The organism is Bhargavaea beijingensis (genome assembly GCF_900101985.1).
In the GTDB taxonomy this organism is placed as follows: Bacteria; Bacillota; Bacilli; order Bacillales_A; family Planococcaceae; genus Bhargavaea; species Bhargavaea beijingensis.
In genome coordinates this window covers 66,664-83,481 of record NZ_FNAR01000010.1, presented here as the reverse complement: position 1 = coordinate 83,481, position 16,818 = coordinate 66,664, and the positions used below count along the sequence as shown (strand labels likewise).

Here is a 16,818-nt window from a genome sequence, read left to right as displayed (position 1 = left end):
GGCCCCGCGCCCGTCTTTTTCTTTTTCGCCCCTCCGTTGATATAATGAAGAGAGCATTTTACACCGGAGCGATGAACATGATTGAAAGCAGGCCTAAAAAAGGCAGGATCATTTTCCATATCGATATGAACAGCTTTTTCGCATCCGTCGAGCAGGCCCACGATCCTTCCCTGAAGGGGAAGCCGGTGGCGGTTGCCGGAAATCCGAAGGAGCGCAAGGGAATCGTCGTCACCTGCTCGTATGAAGCGAGGGCACACGGGGTCTACACGACTATGCCGGTCTGGGAGGCCCGCCGGAAGTGCCCGGACCTGATTGTGGTCCCGCCAGACCATAACCGTTACCGGGACGCATCGGATGCGATGTTCAGCCTGCTCCGGACTTACACCGGACTGATCGAGCCGGTGTCGATCGACGAGGGCTATCTGGACGTATCGGATGTGGAATGGCCGGGGACGGCCGTCGAGCTGGCGGAAGAGATGCAGCGGAGGATCCTGACGGAACTGGATCTGCCGTGCTCGATCGGGATTGCCCCGAACAAGTTTCTGGCCAAGACGGCATCCGACATGAAAAAGCCGATGGGCATCACGATTCTGAGAAAACGGGATGTGCCGGCCATCCTCTGGCCGCTCCCGGTCATCGAGATGCACGGCATCGGCAAAAGCACGGAAGACAAGCTGCGGTCACTGAAGATCGAAACGATCGGTGATCTTGCGGCCGCGGAAGAAGGTTTTCTGAAAGAGCATCTCGGAAAGCGGGGCATCCACCTGAGGCGGAGGGCGAACGGAATCGATTCACGGCCGGTCGACCCGGAGTCCGTCCACGAGCGCAAAAGCGTCGGCGGTTCCGTGACGCTGCCCGTCGACGAGACGGATCCGCTCGAGCTCAAGAAAACGCTCCGGAAGCTGGCTGAAAAAGTGGCTTTCCGCCTTGACCGCAGGGAGCTCGCTGGCGACCTCGTGACCATCCAGATCCGGGATGCGGATTGGGTGAACCACTCGAGAAGCAGGACGCTCACCAATGCCGTTTATACGGCCGATGCCATCTTCAGAGAAGCGGAACTGCTTTTTGACCGGCATTACGGCGGGCAGCCGGTGCGTCTTCTGGGGATCACCGTCGGCCGGGTCATCGACCGCTCCGAGACGACCGAACAGCTGTCGATCTTCAACTATGAAAAACACGCAAAACAGGAGCCGGTCCTGAAAATGATCGGCGAGCTGGAATCGAAGTTCGGAAAAGGCGCCGTCACAAGGGGCATCTCCGGACCGAAATCCGGCGGAAGGCAGGGTTGACATGCACATTCAATTTTTGGGGACGGGTGCGGGCATGCCGTCCAAGCAGCGGAACACGAGCTCCCTCGCACTGAAGCTCCTCGAGGAACGGGGCAGCTTCTGGCTGTTCGACTGCGGGGAGGCCACCCAGCACCGGATGCTCCACACCACACTAAAACCGCGGAAGCTCGAGAAAGTCTTTATCACGCACCTCCACGGGGACCATATTTTCGGCCTCCCGGGGATGCTCGGTTCAAGGGGATTCCTGGGAGGATCCGGACGCCTTGATCTATACGGGCCCAAAGGACTCCGGGAATGGATCGACGTCACCCTCCGGATCAGCCGGACCCATCTCAACTATGAGCTGGTCGTCCATGAAGTCGAGGAAGGGACCGTTTTTGAGGACGAGTCATTTATCGTCCGGGCGTTGTCTCTTGATCACGTGGTGCCGTGCTTCGGCTACCGGGTCGAGCAGAAACCGCTGCCCGGAAAACTCCTTATGGACCGGGTCAGCCGGGCCGGTGTGCCGAAGGGTCCGCTTCTCCGTAAGCTGAAAGAAGGCAGGGACGTCACCCTAGGGGATGGGACACTAGTCAAAAGCGGGGATGTCACCGGCCCGCCGCAGCCCGGATTCACGGTGGCGATCCTTGGCGATACCCGGTTCACGGCCAATGCCGTCGAACTGGCGCAGGATGCGGATGTCGTCGTCCACGAAGCGACGTTCGACAGGGAGTCGGCCCATCTTGCCGGGCCATACGGGCACTCCACAATTGTGGACGCGGCAAAGACCGCCCACCTCGCGGGAGCCCGCTCCCTGGTCGCCAATCATATCAGCGCGCGCTTCCTCCCGGAGGACGCGGAGCACCTGGCGGCCGAAGCGGCAGAGGTTTTCTCTCCTGTTGAAATCGCGGAAGACTTTGCGGAATATGAATGGAAAAATGGAGTGCTGAGAAGGATTAATTAATTTCTGTGGTTCCGCGTAATGATCGATATTTTTTATGAAGTGCGCGATATATATACGGAACTGCTCGATATCGGGTCGAAAGCAAACGATATCGCCTCTGCAAAGAAACAGATATATCTGCGGTAAATTGCGCGAAAACCAGCCCGTTCTTTTCCCATAAAACCAAAAAACGTGATCCCCGCTGAGGGATCACGTTTTTTCAATCATCTTCAGTTCCACCCGCGTCCATATTGGACCGGCGGCTGGATGTCCGCGCCGAGTTCTTTGGCGGCGCGCCTTGGCCAGTATGGGTCACGGAGGAGTTCGCGTCCGAGGAAGACAAGGTCTGCGCGCCCGTTTTGCACGATTTCTTCCGCATGCGCCGGCTCCCCGATCAGCCCGACCGCGCCTGTCATGATGCCTGCGCCGCTCCGGATGGTCTCGGAGAACGGGACCTGGTAGCCGGGGTAGGGGCTGATCCTGGCCGGGACGACGGCGCCCGAGCTGACATCAATCAGGTCGACGCCCTGTTCCTTCATCCATTCGGCCATCTGCACATAATCTTGCGGCGCCATGCCGCCGTCGGTATAGTCGCTCGCAGAAACCCGGACGAATAGGGGACCGTCCCATACGCCGCGGACCGCGTCGATGGTTTCCCTCACGATGCGGTAGCGGTTTTCCGCGGTGCCGCCGTAACGGTCTGTCCGCCTGTTCGACAGCGGGGAAAGGAACTCGTTCAGCAGGTAGCCGTGCGCCCCGTGCAGTTCGATTACATCAAAGCCCGCTTCCTTGGCCCGCATCGCCGCATCGCGGAAAGCCGAGACGGTTGTTAGGATGTCATCTTCGGTCATTTCCTTCGGGGTTTTGTATCGGTCGTTGAAGGCGATGGCGGAAGGGGCGAAAATGTCCCCGTCCGTCTCCGATTTCCTTCCCGCATGCGCCAGCTGGATGCCTGCAGCGGCTCCGTGCTGCTTGATCAGGCGGGTGAGGTGCCTCAGCCCTTCCACATGACCGTCCTCCCAGATGCCGAGGTCCTCATTTGAAATCCGGCCCGCGGGCTGTACCGCGGTCGCCTCGACGATGAGGAGCCCGGCCCCTCCGACGGCGCGAGACGGATAGTGGACAAGATGCCAATCCTGGACTTTTCCGTCCTGTTCCGGGCAGGAATACATGCACATCGGCGACATGACAATCCGGTTGCGGAGGGTCACGCCCCTGATTTCAATCGGTTCGAACAGCTTTACCAAAACCATCACCCTTTTCCGATAGAATTCTTTACCATTCTATCAATCGGGCCGGTCACTGTCCGGTCGCAAGCTCACGGGAGCGGTTTTCCGCCGCCCGGATGCAGGATGCGACCGCTCTATGGAATCCGGCATCATCAAGTGCCCGGATTCCCGCTGCCGTCGTGCCGCCCGGGCTCGTTACATGCTTTCTGAGTTCCGAAGGCTCGGACGTGCGCCGCTTCAGCATCGCGGCCGCACCCTCGAGCACCTGGATGATCAGGTCGCGCGCATCCGTTCCGCAAAGTCCCGATGTGATCGCCGCTTCCTCCAGGGCCTCTGCGAAATAATAGACGTAGGCCGGGCCGCTTCCCGCCAGAGCCGTGATGAGATGCAGCTCATCTTCCTCGACTTCTTTCACAAGGCCGACCGAGCCCAAAAGCGACAGAATGGTTTCACGCACGTTGTCGCGGACTGCGTCATTCATCGCGACACCCGTGGCGGCAAGGCCGATTGTGGCGGAGGTATTCGGCATGGACCGGGCGACCGGGCGTCTGCCGAGCGTTTCTTCGAACAGGCTGATCGGGATGCCGGCCATGACGGAAAGGACGGCCGCCGATGGATCAAGCTGTTTTGCGACCTGCGCCATCGCCTGGCGGGCGTCTTTCGGCTTGGTCGCGAAAACGGCCAATTCCGCCTGGCTGATTTCCGGATCGCCGCTTTTGACCGGCGTAATGCCGTAGTTGTCCCTGAGTTCATCCAGGCGCGCCCGGTCCGATTTGTTCATGACGTAAACCGAGGCCGGCTCCATCGCGCCGCTTGACGTAATCCCCGCAATGATCGCCTCCGCCATCGAACCGGCGCCGATAAATAGTACGTTTCTCATTCCGATCCTCTCCTCCGGCAAAAAATAAAAAATGCGTTTTCGTCCATCCATGATGTGCATCATGAAAAGGACGAAAACGCATCGGTTTCCGCGGTACCACCTTTGTTCGCCGGACTGGCCGGCGCAGCTCTTCCCCCTTTAACGCAGCGGGATACGTCCATGTTTCCATGGCGGCTCGGAAGCAGGTTCGGGGCGGGAGAGGGGATGCGGCTCTCAGCCGGTGACCGCATTTTCTGTGCGCCATCACCGCCCGTACTGGTCTTCGTCGGAGCGTCCGTTCATTTGATTATTGCGATTATACGCATTCTTTCCTGCCAAAGTCAACAGGTGACGGCGGGCGGGTGCTTGTGTAAAATGGATGAATCACCATTCATTTTCCGGAGGGGATCCGATGACTATCCATAAGATCACGATGCCGACGCCGTTTGCGGTCGGCGATGTCAATGCCTACTTATTGAAAGGAGACGCGCTGACACTCTTTGATGCCGGCACGAATACGGATGCATCCTGGGAAGCGATGCTTGCCGGTTTGAAGGAAGCGGGCGTACGACCTGAAGAGGTGGAACAGGTGGTGCTCACCCATCACCATCCCGACCATGCAGGGCTGGTCGACCGTTTCGGGAACGCGCGGCTACTCGGCCATCTATACAATGACCCGTGGCTTCGGCGCGATGAGGAATTTTTCCGGTATCATGACCAATTTTACATGGACCGGCTGACCGAAGAAGGGGTTCCGGAAGAATATCTGAAGTGGGTGGGGAAAATGAAGCGTCCTGTTGATTTCATGGGCAGCCGGCCGCTCGACAGTTTCCTTGAGGAAGGATATCCGCTCCCGGGACATCCTGGATGGACTGTACTTGAAACACCAGGCCACGCGCGGAGTCACCTCGCCTTTTTCGATGAACGGTCGGAGACGGTCATCGGGGGAGATCTGCTTCTTGCAAAAATCTCTTCCAATCCGCTGATTGAACCTCCACTCGACCCCGGAGCGGCACGGCCGAAGTCTCTCCTTGAATACAATCGCTCCCTCCGCAGGATTGCGGAACTCCCTGTGGACACGGTCTATCCCGGCCACGGAGAAGCAGTCCGGGACATCGCTCCGCTCATTCATCACCGGCTCGCCCAGCAGGAAGAACGGGCGATGAAAGTGCTCGGCATGCTGGAAGAGGGGCCGAGGACCATCTTCCAACTGACCCGGCAACTGTTTCCTTCCATGTACCGTAAAGAGCTTGGCCTGACCTTATCCGAAACGATCGGCCAGACCGATTGGCTCGTCTCCAAAGGGCTCGCAACCGAGACCCTTGGAGACGACGGGGTGTTCTACTATGGGAAAGCGTAAACGAGTGCTCGTCACCGGAGCCACCGGGGGGATCGGCCGTGCCGTCGTCTCGGCACTGCTGCGTGAAGGGCATCTTGTGCTGGCGGCAGGCAGAAACAGCAGGATTCTGGAGGAAATTCATGCGGAGGGTGCAGGAGTGATCAGAGCGGACTTGACGACCGGCGAAGGACTGGACCGCGTCGCCTCCGCAGCAGGCGCACCGGATGTATTCATCTCGGCTTCCGGTGTCGGGACATTTCTCCACGCACACGAACTGCCCGATGAACTTATCGACCGGATGATGGACGTGAATGCGGCATCCCCGATGAAACTGCTCCGGCGGATCCTGCCGGGGATGATGGAGCGGGGCAGCGGCCAGATTATTTTCATCGCCTCCGCGGCAGGGAAGATCCCGACGAAAAAAGCCTCAGCCTATGCCGCATCCAAAGCGGCCCTTCTCGGGTACGCAGACGCCCTCCGCCTCGAGATGGCGCCGTACGTCATTAGCGTCACGTCGATTAATCCCGGGCCGGTCGACACCCCGTTCCTCGATATCGCCTCTCCGGTTTCAGGCTACCGGGAGTCGATGGCCGGCTACCTGACACCGCCCGAAAAAGTCGCGGAGACCGCCATCGGAGTGATCGGACGCCCTGTGCGGGAAGTCGACCTGCCGTGGTATATGGCGGCCGCCTCACGGTTGCACGCCGTCGCGCCGGGTCTCACCGAGCGGCTCGGGCGGAGCTTTTTCGAGAAAAAGGAATAGCGGAAGGACCCAAACACGTCCCGGGAATCCGGGGCGTGTTTGGCATTTCCGGAAATGTGGAAGAGACTGTCGGGCCTTGCCGGGAAGCCTTGTAACATATAGGCTTTCCGCCCGTCTACTGAAGGGAAGGAGGGATCAGATGCGGAAATGGATCATCTGTGCGGCAAGTGCCATGTTCCTCGGGGCCTGCGGGACCGGTGGAACTGCCTCGCCGGATGCGGACCGGCTGTCCGTGCCTGTGGAAGAGATGGAGAAAACCGAAGGGTTCATTCTGGAGACGGAAGACGGCGGGGTGCTGGTCAATGATGTATTTTATTCGCTGGATGAAAACACCCACCTTGTCAGCCTGGGAAACGGCTCTGAAAAGGAATTGCCCCCTGACGGCCTGGAAGAAGGCATGAGGGTGACGGCCTGCCATTCCGGCAGTGTGGCGCTTTCTCTGCCTGCCAGGGCCTATGCGGATGTGTTTGTGGTGCACAAAGACCAGGAAGCGGCACAGCAAGCGGAAGCGTTCCGGGCCTTTCTGGATGCGGAGGAAGAAAAGCCCCTGCTGATCAATCAAGCGGAATTCGGACAAAAGAAGATCCGATTTGATTACACAGCCGTCTCCAACCGGGGATACCGGGTGGTGCTGGACACTGATACACATGAGTATTCGAAAGAACCGATTGAGGAGTGATGGAATGAAGAAGTTATCGATTTGCGCAGCCGCGACGTTTTTCCTCGCCGCCTGCGGCACCGGCGGCGGAAACGGGGAGCAGGGGGCAGGGAACGAACCCGGGGATGCCCTTTCCGTTCCGGTGGAAAACTTGGAACACACGGAAGGCTTCATCACGGACATCGACGGCGGCCGGGTACTCGTGAACGATACATACTATACGATTGACGAAGAGTCCCACTTCGTCAGCATCGGTGACGGCAAGGAGCGGGAACTGGAAATGGGGGACCTGGAAAAGGGCATGCGCGCCGATGTCTATCATTCCGGCATGACGGCCAAGTCGTTCCCGGCCCAGGGCCATGCCTCGGTATTCGTCGTGCCGGACGATGAGCTGCCGGTCCGGCAGACAAAGGCGTTCCAGGCGTTTTTGGAAAAAGAGGGGGATGAATTTATCATCCTCGGCCAGCCGGAACTCGGTGAAGACAAAATCCTGTTTGACTACACGATCGTTTCCGCCAGTGAAACCTATGCGGTCGAACTGGATGTCGAGAATCATGACTACACAAAAGAACCGAAAAACAAATGATCCAAGCGGCCATTGTGCCGCTTTTTCTATTTTTCCTAAAATGTATAAACATTTGCTTGCGCCGATTATTATTCCATGTTATGATTCTCTCATGAATAAAACATGTATATTATGAATAAACATACACGGAGGGATTCACTATGGGTAAAAAAGTCGTTCTCGCCTACTCGGGCGGTCTGGATACATCGGTTGCCATTGCTTGGCTCAAGGAAAAAGGGTATAACGTCGTTGCGGTCTGCCTCGATGTCGGTGAAGGAAAAGACCTGGACTTCGTCAAAAACAAAGCGCTAGAGGTCGGTGCGTCCGAAAGCTACATGATCGACGCGAAAAAAGAGTTCGCCGAGGAATTCGTCCTCACTTCGCTCCAGGGGCATACAATGTATGAAAACAAATACCCGCTCGTCTCCGCGCTGTCGCGCCCGCTCATCTCGAAAAAGCTCGTCGAGATCGCGCACGAAACCGGCGCGACAGCCGTGGCACACGGCTGCACGGGCAAAGGGAACGACCAGGTCCGCTTCGAAGTGTCGATCAATGCGCTGGATCCGTCCCTTGAAGTGATCGCGCCGGTGCGCGAGTGGAGCTGGTCCCGCGAGGAAGAGATCGAATACGCAAAAGAGCGCAACATCCCGATCCCGATCAACCTTGACAGCCCGTATTCGATCGACCAGAATTTGTGGGGCCGTGCGAATGAATGCGGCATCCTCGAAAACCCGTGGATCGCGCCTCCGGAAGATGCCTATGACCTGACGGCTTCCATCGAAGATGCACCGGACACAGCGGACGTCATCGAACTCGAATTCGTCAAAGGGGTGCCGGTATCGCTGAACGGCGAGAAAAAGGAACTGCATGAATTGATTCTCGAGCTCAATGAGCTGGCGGGCAAGCACGGCATCGGCCGCATCGACCATGTCGAGAACCGCCTCGTCGGCATCAAGTCCCGTGAAGTGTACGAGTGCCCGGCGGCGATGACGTTGCTGACGGCGCACAAAGAGCTGGAAGACATCACGCTCGTCAAGGAACTCGCGCACTTCAAGCCGGTCATCAGCAAAAAGCTGACGGAACTCATCTATGAAGGCCTCTGGTTCTCGCCGCTCACCAAGGCGCTCCAGGCATTCCTGAAAGAAACCCAGCAGTTCGTCAACGGCACTGTCCGCGTCAAGCTATTCAAAGGCCACGCGATTGTCGAAGGCCGAAAGTCCGATAACTCGCTCTACGACGAAAAGCTCGCGACCTACACGAAGGAAGACGAGTTCAACCATGCATCCGCCGTCGGATTCATCGAGCTGTGGGGCCTGCCGACAAAAGTCCACGCGTCTGTCAACAAAACTGCCGAATCCCAAAAGCAGCCGGAGAAGGTGCAGTCATGACCGAAAAGCTCTGGGGCGGACGTTTCCAGAAAAGCGCCGAAGAATGGGTCGACGAGTTCGGCGCGTCGATCGGCTTCGACCGGGAACTCGTCCTTGAGGATCTCGAAGGCAGCACCGCACACGTGAAGATGCTCGGCAAATGCGGCATCCTGACGGAAGAAGAGACAGAAACGATCCTCGGCGGCCTCGAAAAACTGAAAGAACAGGCGGAGGCGGACGAGCTGGAGTATTCCGTCGAGCTCGAGGACATCCATCTGAATCTCGAGAAAAAGCTTACGGACGACATCGGCCCGGTCGGCGGCAAGCTCCACACCGGACGAAGCCGGAACGACCAGGTCGCGACCGATATGCACCTTTACCTGAAGGAGCGCACAATGGAAGTCATCGCGCTTACGGAAGACTTCCAGAAGGCCATCCTCGAGCAGGCGGAAGCCCATGTTGAGACGCTGGCGCCGGGCTACACGCATCTCCAGCGTGCGCAGCCGGTATCGTTCGCCCATCATCTGATGGCGTACTTCTGGATGCTCGAACGCGACAAGGGCCGTTTCACGGACTCCCTGAAGCGGGTCGACCTGTCACCATTGGGCGCCGGTGCGCTTGCCGGGACGACATTCCCGATCGACCGCCATTATTCCGCGGAACTGCTCGGCTTCTCCGGCGTGTATGAAAACAGCATGGATGCGGTGAGCGACCGGGACTTTATCGTCGAGTTTTTGTCTGCCTCATCGCTGCTCATGGCGCATCTGTCGCGCCTTGCCGAGGAGATCATCCTCTGGTCCAGCCAGGAGTTCGGCTTTATCGAGCTGGATGATGCCTTCTCGACCGGCTCCAGCATCATGCCGCAGAAAAAGAACCCGGACATGGCGGAACTGATCCGCGGCAAGACCGGCCGCGTGTACGGCAACCTGGTCGGCCTCCTCACGACGCTGAAAGGCCTTCCGCTCGCCTACAACAAGGACATGCAGGAAGACAAGGAAGGCATGTTCGACACGGTCAGGACCGTCACCGGTTCGCTCCGCATCTTCGCGGGCATGATCCGCACGATGACCGTGAACGCGGACGTCATGGAACAGGAGGTCAGCAAAGACTTCTCCAACGCCACCGAGCTCGCGGACTACCTGGCCGCCAAAGGCATGCCGTTCCGCGAAGCGCATGAAGTGACAGGGAAGCTCGTCTTCACCTGTATCCAAAAAGGATGCGTCCTGAAGGATCTGTCCCTTTCCGACATGCAGGAGGAAAGCGCGCTGATCGAGGAGGATATCTACGATGTTCTCGCGCCCGTCGCGGCCGTCCGCCGGAGGAACTCCTATGGCGGCACCGGATTCGATCAGGTGCGTGTGCAGATCGGGAAGGCGAAAGAGTTCCTTGGCCAGGCAATCACAAAATAAAAATGATGATTCGGACCGGAACGCCATCGCGCGTTCCGGTTTTTTCAGGTTAGGGCAGAAAGTGGCGGTGCTCCGTTGTTTTGCGAATTTCCCCTTTTCGAAACACCCGTGAAGCAATTTTGCAACATCTCAAAGCACACGTGCCAACTTTCAGGGCACTTGCCTTCTTTCATCCCATCCCCTCCATTTCCCGAAATTGCCGTTGAATGATTCCCGGCGGTTTGGCTATACTGAAGGAGGGGAACATTTGTTCCGTACGGGATAAATCATCAAAAAGGAGGATGCTCGCATGTATGAAGGGCTGCCGGACCGGACAATCATCTGCCTGGATATGCGGAGTTTTTATGCAAGCTGCGCGGCGGCGGACGAGGGGCTGGACGTTTTAAGGGAGCCGATCGCCATCATCGGGGACCGCGACCGGAAGGGAAGTGTCGTCCTTGCCGCATCGCCCCGTCTCAAGCGGGAGTTCGGCGTGCGGACGGGGCACCGCCTGTATGAGATCCCGGACGATCCGTCGATCCGGCTCATTGAACCGAAAATGGGATTCTACGTCCGGGTGTCGATGGAGATCACCCGCCTCCTCGGCGAATATGTGCCGAAGGAGGCGATCCATGTGTACAGCATCGATGAGGCGTTCGTCGACCTCGGCGGGACGGAGCGGCTGTGGGGGCCGCCCGAGGAGACCGTGAGGCGGATCCGCGATCAGCTGCTTGCCCAGTTCCAGATGCCGGCCGCCATCGGCATGGGGCCGAATATGCTGCTGGCGAAGGTGGCCCTCGACCTCGACGCGAAAAAGACCGGATTCGCCAGGTGGACGTATCAGGATGTTCCCGACAAGCTTTGGCCGGTCGCCCCGCTGTCGGGCATGTGGGGGATCGGTCGCCGGATGGAGCGCCGGCTGAACAGCCTCGGCATTTTCTCGGTCGGCGATCTTGCCCATGCCGACCTTAAGCTGCTGGAAAAGGAGTTCGGCGTCATGGGCAACCAGCTGTACCATCATGCATGGGGCATCGACCTGTCGGAGCTCGGCGCTCCGCTCATCGCCGGGCAGGTCAGCTATGGGAAGGGCCAGGTGCTTTACCGCGATTATGTGAAGCGGGAGGATATCCTTGCCGTCATTCTCGAGATGTGCGAGGACGTGGCCCGGCGCGCGCGGGAGGCGGGCAGGGCGGGACGCACGATCCACCTGTCCGCCGGCTACAGCGAAAACGCGTACGGGGGAGGGTTTTCCCGCTCGAGGTCGCTTGAGACGGCGACCAATTCGACGATGGCGATCTACCGGGTGTGCATGGCGCTGCTTGATGAGTTCCACGACGGACGCCCGGTCCGGCGGCTCGCCCTTTCGCTTTCCAATCTGGAAGAGGAACATTCCATGCAGCTCAGCTTGTTCGAGACGCGGAAATGGGAGGAGCGGAAACTGGGCGCCGCGATGGACGCCATCCGGTCGAAGTACGGCCCGGCCGCCATCCTGCGTGCAGTCTCCTATACGGATGCCGGGACCGCCGTCGGCCGGGCGAAGCTGATCGGCGGGCACAAGATGTAAGGCGGAGCGGCATCCCGGATGGCGTGCCACCGGATGGAGGACGGTTTCGCCATTCGAGGTCCCGGTTTCGCCATTCGCTGACAGGGTTTCGTCATTCGCAGCTCCGGTTTCGCCATTCGCCCGTGAATGACGAAACCGGGGGGCCCAATGACGAGATCAACAGCCCGAATGACGAAACCGGACCGCGAATACAAGCCGCCCGGCCTTTCCCGAAAGCCGAAAACCGGCCATGCCGCAGCATGACCGGTTCCCGCTCAGGATCCCTGTTCTTTTTTTAGCGCTTCCATCCGGGTGCGGTAATCCTCGATCTTTGCATCAATCCGTTCGACTTCCGAGTTGACCGCATTGCGCTTTTCCTCTTCGAGTCCGTCCAGGATGCGAAGGTGGGCTTTTTCCCGTGCAGTGCTCCTGTCATTCAGGGCATCACGCATGGCTTCATCGATCAGGCCTTTTTCCAGCATCAGATCGGCGGCGCCCATGAACCGGTACTTTTCGCTCGTGGCCGCTCGCTTCGCAAGCGTGGCGCGTTCGGAGATGTGGTGAAGGGCCGTCGAGCTTTCCCATCCGTCCGGCGACTGGTAGACGAGGAGGGAGAGGTCGAGGTCGGACGGCAGCCAGTACTCCGTCATGCCGCCTGTCATCTCTTCCAGGCTGTCTGCGCCCAGGTAATTGCCGTTCCCGGCATCCGCCACGGCTTTCAACTGGCTTTCCGCCTCTGCGTCGACCTGGAAGCCGATGATGTCGACGTGGCGGCCGGGGTGGTCTTGGACGAATGCCGCGGCTTCCTTGACCGGGTCGCCGCCGCACGTTTCCGCCCCGTCGCTCACGACATAGAGCGTGATGTCGCCTTCATGCTGCGCGAGGTCCTCGCGCGCCTGGCGGATGGCGCCGGCGAGCGGTGTCCACCCGGCCGCCTGCACGCCGTCAACGGCCGTATTGAACGTTTCTGCGTCATACTTCCCGGATGGGTAGACGTCTTCAATGGTGCCGCAGGAAAGCGCCTTGTCGGCTTCGTTCTGCGTACCGGCATGGCCGTATGCATAAAGAGCCACGTCGCTTTTCTGGCCGATTATCCGGCCGAAGCTCCTCACTGCGCTCTTGGCGGTTTCCATCTTCAGCTGCCCGTCCGCCTCCAGCAGCATGCTGGAGCTGGCATCGAGGAGGATGACAGCCTTTTCGGGAAAGGCCGGCCGCGTTTTCTCTGATTCGACTTCATGGGGTTCCGGCAGGAGCGGCTCGTCAAAGTCGGGCTCGTACTCGGCCAGCCAGCCGACAAGTTCACTATAGGACGGGGTGCCGAGGGTGCCGGCAATTGCACCGAACAGGGCATCGGAATCCTCTCCCGCCGCTTCGGCGGCCGGCTTCACGCTGTCCAAAAAAGCGGAGCGGATGGTTTCCGGCACTTCCCGGCCGTTCCATGTGGAGGCTTCCCCTTCAATCGTGAAATCAGCCGTGAGCTCGCCTGGCGGCAAAGCGGCAAGTTCATCCGCCGTTTCCGCCTGCAAGACGGCGGGGGAGACGGATGCCCCCTGATCCGCTTCCTTCTTATTGTCCGCCTTGTCCGAAGCGGGGGCGGACAAGGCCGCTTCATCCGGCACCTGCTCAGGTAAATCCGTGGTTCCTCCTGAGCATCCCGCCAGCAGGGCGGCGGTCAACAAAGTGATGAACAATGGTTTCACAGTTGTTCCTCCTATTCTGATCTTCAGACTTCTCTACGGAGCGGCGCGCAAAAGGTTTCATCGGGCATACAGGCAGGGAGGAACACATCTTTTCAAGGAGAGTGATGCGGATGATCCGCGACAGAGGGAACATCAAATGGACGGCGATGATGCTCCCGGAGCACCTGAAACTGCTCCGGGAATGGCAGGAAGAGGAGGGCAGGCGGGAGCCGTTCGAGCCGGATCCCCAGCAGATGGAGGAATGGGACCGGATGCTGCATGAAGCGCTCGAGTACGGGATGCCGCTTTCCGTCTCTTGCCGGACACCGGGCGGGGAGAGATGCTGCACGGGAGCGGTCCATCATTTCGATCCGGCATCCGGGACGATCCGGATGGTCGGCGCGGACGGGGAGCCGGCGGTCATCCGGACTTTGGATATCACCGGTATTTCAACAGCCGGATAATTGGGATCCCGGCACTACTCGTTTTTCAGAACGTTTGCCACACTGGATACCTGCCCAGCCATTGAAGGAGGAGCGGAATCCTTGAATGTATCGCCATCGCGCACCGCCTGCAAAACGGATGGCTCGAAGAAAATCAGATCAGGGGAGCGGCACCTGCCTTCCTCTTCACGGGAGTCCGGTGTGTCCTGTCTATCTTCGGATCACTTCGCCGATATCCGCCACACGCCGGACTTGGTCAACAAACTGTCACAGACAGGAATGGCGAAAATGCGATCGGATTCTGATAGTATAAGGACAGCAAGAGAAAGGGGGATTGTGGTGTCGACAGACCTCAACATCCTACTGGCATTCGGAGCGGGGTTCCTCAGCTTCATCTCCCCGTGCACGCTGCCGCTATATCCTGCATTCATCTCCTACATCACCGGCATGTCGCTGGATGATCTGAAATCGGATCGGGGCAAGATGTCTAAAAGCGGAATCCTGCATACGGTGTTTTTCCTGCTGGGCTTCTCGGCCATATTCATCGCCCTCGGGTTCGGCACGTCGTTTATCGGTTCGTTCTTCGTCAAGTATGATGACCTTCTCAGGCAAATCGGCGCCATCTTCATCGTTGCGTTCGGTCTGATGATCGTCGGACTTCTGACACCTGATTTCCTCATGAAAGAGCGGAGAATCCAGTTCAAGAACCGGCCGGCCGGCTACTTCGGCTCCGCGGTGATCGGCCTGGCCTTCGCCGCGGGATGGACACCGTGCAGCGGCCCGATTATCGGTGCCATCATCGCGCTCGCCGGACAAAATCCGGGGTCGGGCATATGGTATATGCTCGCCTACGTTTTCGGCTTTGCCATTCCGTTTTTCGTCCTGTCTTTCTTCATCACGAAGCTGGCAGTCATCCGCAAATACAGCAACATCATCATGAAAGTCGGCGGATGGGTCATGATCTTCGTCGGAATCCTGCTGTTCTTCGACGGCATGACAATGATCATCGGCTGGCTGAGCCCGATCTTCGGAGACTTTCAGGGCTTCTGATCTGATATGATAAAGACATCGTCATTGCCGCAGGAAAGGAGGGATTAGGCAATGGAGCAAATCAATTCGTTCGATGAGTGGCTCGGCACGCTGGAGGAGGAAGGCACACTGCTTCTCTTCGTCAAGACCGACAACTGTTCAGTCTGCGAGGGGCTGCTTCCACAGGTGGCCCCATTAGAAGAAGAGTATGCATTTCCTTTCTATCTGGCTAACGCCGCACAAGTACCTGAACTTGCGGGACAGCTGTCGCTTTTCACCGCTCCGGTAGTACTCTTGTTCAAAGAAGGCCGGGAATTCGCCCGTTTTGCACGTTTTGTCCCGATGGCAGAACTAAAACAGCGAATGGACGAACTCGAGCTGGCGGGTGGGCAATATGAATGAGTTTGTCAACTGGGTCTTCACCGAGATCCCCGCTCCGGTCCTGATCATCGGATCTACTGTGATTTTCGCAATGGCGGGACTCGGCGCGGTGATTATGCGTTCGAGGGCAAGCAAGCAGCCTGCGAGCGCCAAAAAGATCATTCTCCCGCCGATCATGATGTCGACCGGAGCACTCATGTTTCTTTTTGAGCCGTTCCGTGTGGCCTGGCCCCACGTGTTCGAGGCACTCACTGTCGGCATCCTGTTTTCAACTCTCCTTATCCGGACGTCCAAGTTTGAGGAGAGCAGGGGAGAGATCTACCTGAAGCCCTCAAAGGCATTTCTCTTCATCTTGGCCGGCCTGCTCGTTTTGCGGGTTGCAGGCAAACTGATCCTCAGCAGCACGATCGATGTAGGAGAGCTGGCAGGGATGTTCTTCCTGCTCGCATTCGGCATGATTGTCCCATGGCGAATCGCCATGTATGTGAAATTCAAAAAGCTGCAGTCCCGGACAAGGGCCGCAGCATAAAAAAACCGCCATTCTCCGGATAAACGGAATGGCGGTTTTTTGGGTTAGTCCCTGCTGAACTGGTACAGATCCCTGTATGGGGTGTCATCAATCTGCATCTGTTCCAGCTTCTTCTTGAGAAATTTATGGTCACGCTTCGGCGTCGCAAGAATATAGCCGCGGATGATATGGTCCAATTCGATCCGTTTCGCCTTTTCGTGAAGGGCGAGCTGGCCGATTCTTCCGGCGATCTTCTGCTTGGCCACCGGGCGGAACAGTTCCGGAACCGGTGATACCAATTCATTCAGCATCTCCTTGGACTCGGGAGTCCAGAGATGAAGCGACTTGTTGACATAGTATTCTTCCCAATCGAGCGTCGACCGGCCGTCCTCCTTCGGCAGGCGCTTCAGAAACTTGCGGAACATGAAGTATCCGCCGATCGCGAACAGGCTGATCAGGACAACTACCCAGAACAGGATAAACCAGAGAAACCAGCCGTCTAGCAACACACTCACCTCTTTTGCATTCTCCAACAATTATAAAGCCGACGACGACTTTTTTCACCTCCGTTGTATTCTTTTCACCAAATCGCCCTATGTAACGGGTGAAAGGGGGGAGAAAACATGGCAAACATCGTCTTCAAGAACGCATCCATCCGGCTCCACTTTGACGCAGGGTTTGACGGGGAAGGCAAACCGGTCGTGAAGCTGAAAACCTACCGGAATGTGTCCGGCTCGGCGGATGCGGAAGCCCTGGCGGCAGCAGTCGGTGCACTCGGCAACCTTTCGGATTATCCGTACATCGCAGCCGAAAAGGTAGAAACAGCGGAAATCACTGAATACTGATTGCCCGGATC

The 16,818-nt window shown here is 58.2% G+C and carries 18 protein-coding genes; 14 read left to right on the top strand and 4 right to left on the bottom strand.

Annotation, left to right across the window (positions count from 1 at the left end):
- Positions 1–77: 77 nt before the first annotated feature.
- Both BLT01_RS09120 and rnz read left to right on the top strand, forming a co-directional pair.
- A complete protein-coding gene (locus BLT01_RS09120) occupies positions 78–1,289 on the top strand; it encodes a DNA polymerase IV (RefSeq protein WP_092097391.1) in 1,212 nt (403 codons plus the stop codon).
- 1 nt (position 1,290) lies between these two features.
- Positions 1,291–2,232, top strand: a complete 942-nt coding sequence (rnz, locus tag BLT01_RS09115; protein ID WP_092097368.1) for a ribonuclease Z — start codon at positions 1,291–1,293, stop codon at positions 2,230–2,232.
- A 209-nt stretch (positions 2,233–2,441) separates the two neighbouring features.
- Here rnz and namA read toward each other — a convergent pair whose 3' ends face one another.
- Together namA and proC are read right to left on the bottom strand one after the other, a co-directional pair.
- A complete protein-coding gene (namA, locus tag BLT01_RS09110; protein WP_092097367.1) occupies positions 2,442–3,464 on the bottom strand; it encodes an NADPH dehydrogenase NamA in 1,023 nt (340 codons plus the stop codon).
- A gap of 46 nt (positions 3,465–3,510) precedes the next feature.
- Positions 3,511–4,320 carry a pyrroline-5-carboxylate reductase gene (gene proC / locus BLT01_RS09105; RefSeq protein ID WP_092097390.1) on the bottom strand — a complete coding sequence of 270 codons (810 nt, stop codon included), beginning with the start codon at positions 4,318–4,320 and terminating at the stop codon, positions 3,511–3,513.
- Between the two features lie 391 nt (positions 4,321–4,711).
- On the opposite strand from proC, the gene BLT01_RS09100 reads away from it, so the two are divergent.
- The 7 genes from BLT01_RS09100 (at position 4,712) to BLT01_RS09070 (ending at position 11,943) form a co-directional block, all read left to right on the top strand.
- Positions 4,712–5,659 (top strand): MBL fold metallo-hydrolase, encoded by a 948-nt coding sequence (locus BLT01_RS09100; protein ID WP_092097366.1) that lies wholly within the window; start codon positions 4,712–4,714, stop codon positions 5,657–5,659.
- A complete protein-coding gene (locus tag BLT01_RS09095; protein ID WP_092097365.1) occupies positions 5,646–6,401 on the top strand; it encodes an SDR family NAD(P)-dependent oxidoreductase in 756 nt (251 codons plus the stop codon). The genes BLT01_RS09100 and BLT01_RS09095 overlap by 14 nt, the downstream gene beginning before the upstream one ends.
- Positions 6,402–6,540: 139 nt before the next feature.
- Positions 6,541–7,080 carry a hypothetical protein gene (locus BLT01_RS09090; RefSeq protein ID WP_092097364.1) on the top strand — a complete coding sequence of 180 codons (540 nt, stop codon included), beginning with the start codon at positions 6,541–6,543 and terminating at the stop codon, positions 7,078–7,080.
- 4 nt (positions 7,081–7,084) lie between these two features.
- Positions 7,085–7,645 carry a hypothetical protein gene (locus BLT01_RS09085; RefSeq protein ID WP_092097363.1) on the top strand — a complete coding sequence of 187 codons (561 nt, stop codon included), beginning with the start codon at positions 7,085–7,087 and terminating at the stop codon, positions 7,643–7,645.
- 140 nt (positions 7,646–7,785) lie between these two features.
- A complete protein-coding gene (locus BLT01_RS09080; RefSeq protein WP_092097362.1) occupies positions 7,786–9,012 on the top strand; it encodes an argininosuccinate synthase in 1,227 nt (408 codons plus the stop codon).
- Positions 9,009–10,400: an argininosuccinate lyase gene (gene argH, locus BLT01_RS09075; RefSeq protein WP_092097361.1), complete on the top strand. Its 1,392-nt coding sequence runs from the start codon at positions 9,009–9,011 to the stop codon at positions 10,398–10,400. The genes BLT01_RS09080 and argH overlap by 4 nt, the downstream gene beginning before the upstream one ends.
- Positions 10,401–10,689: 289 nt before the next feature.
- Positions 10,690–11,943 carry a Y-family DNA polymerase gene (locus BLT01_RS09070; protein WP_092097360.1) on the top strand — a complete coding sequence of 418 codons (1,254 nt, stop codon included), beginning with the start codon at positions 10,690–10,692 and terminating at the stop codon, positions 11,941–11,943.
- 254 nt (positions 11,944–12,197) lie between these two features.
- Here BLT01_RS09070 and BLT01_RS09065 read toward each other — a convergent pair whose 3' ends face one another.
- A complete protein-coding gene (locus tag BLT01_RS09065) occupies positions 12,198–13,622 on the bottom strand; it encodes a vWA domain-containing protein (RefSeq protein ID WP_092097359.1) in 1,425 nt (474 codons plus the stop codon).
- A 110-nt stretch (positions 13,623–13,732) separates the two neighbouring features.
- Between BLT01_RS09065 and BLT01_RS09060 the strand changes: the two genes are divergently transcribed.
- The 4 genes from BLT01_RS09060 (at position 13,733) to BLT01_RS09045 (ending at position 15,983) form a co-directional block, all read left to right on the top strand.
- Positions 13,733–14,065: a YolD-like family protein gene (locus BLT01_RS09060; RefSeq protein WP_092097358.1), complete on the top strand. Its 333-nt coding sequence runs from the start codon at positions 13,733–13,735 to the stop codon at positions 14,063–14,065.
- A gap of 318 nt (positions 14,066–14,383) precedes the next feature.
- The gene (locus BLT01_RS09055; RefSeq protein ID WP_092097357.1) at positions 14,384–15,094 is read left to right on the top strand and encodes a cytochrome c biogenesis CcdA family protein; all 711 of its coding nucleotides are present in this window, start codon (positions 14,384–14,386) and stop codon (positions 15,092–15,094) included.
- Positions 15,095–15,145: 51 nt separating this feature from the next.
- A complete protein-coding gene (locus tag BLT01_RS09050; RefSeq protein ID WP_092097356.1) occupies positions 15,146–15,475 on the top strand; it encodes a thioredoxin family protein in 330 nt (109 codons plus the stop codon).
- Positions 15,468–15,983, top strand: coding sequence for a CcdC family protein (locus tag BLT01_RS09045; protein WP_092097355.1), 516 nt, complete (start codon positions 15,468–15,470; stop codon positions 15,981–15,983). Before BLT01_RS09050 ends, BLT01_RS09045 begins: the two co-directional genes overlap by 8 nt.
- 44 nt (positions 15,984–16,027) lie before the next feature.
- On the opposite strand, the gene BLT01_RS09040 is transcribed toward BLT01_RS09045, so the two are convergent.
- Entirely contained in the window at positions 16,028–16,468 is a 441-nt protein-coding gene (locus BLT01_RS09040; RefSeq protein WP_176765102.1) for a DUF2621 domain-containing protein, read from the bottom strand.
- Positions 16,469–16,585: 117 nt separating this feature from the next.
- Between BLT01_RS09040 and BLT01_RS09035 the strand changes: the two genes are divergently transcribed.
- On the top strand, positions 16,586–16,807 hold the full coding sequence (locus BLT01_RS09035) for a DUF1659 domain-containing protein (protein ID WP_092097354.1): 222 nt from the start codon (positions 16,586–16,588) through the stop codon (positions 16,805–16,807).
- Positions 16,808–16,818: the final 11 nt, after the last annotated feature.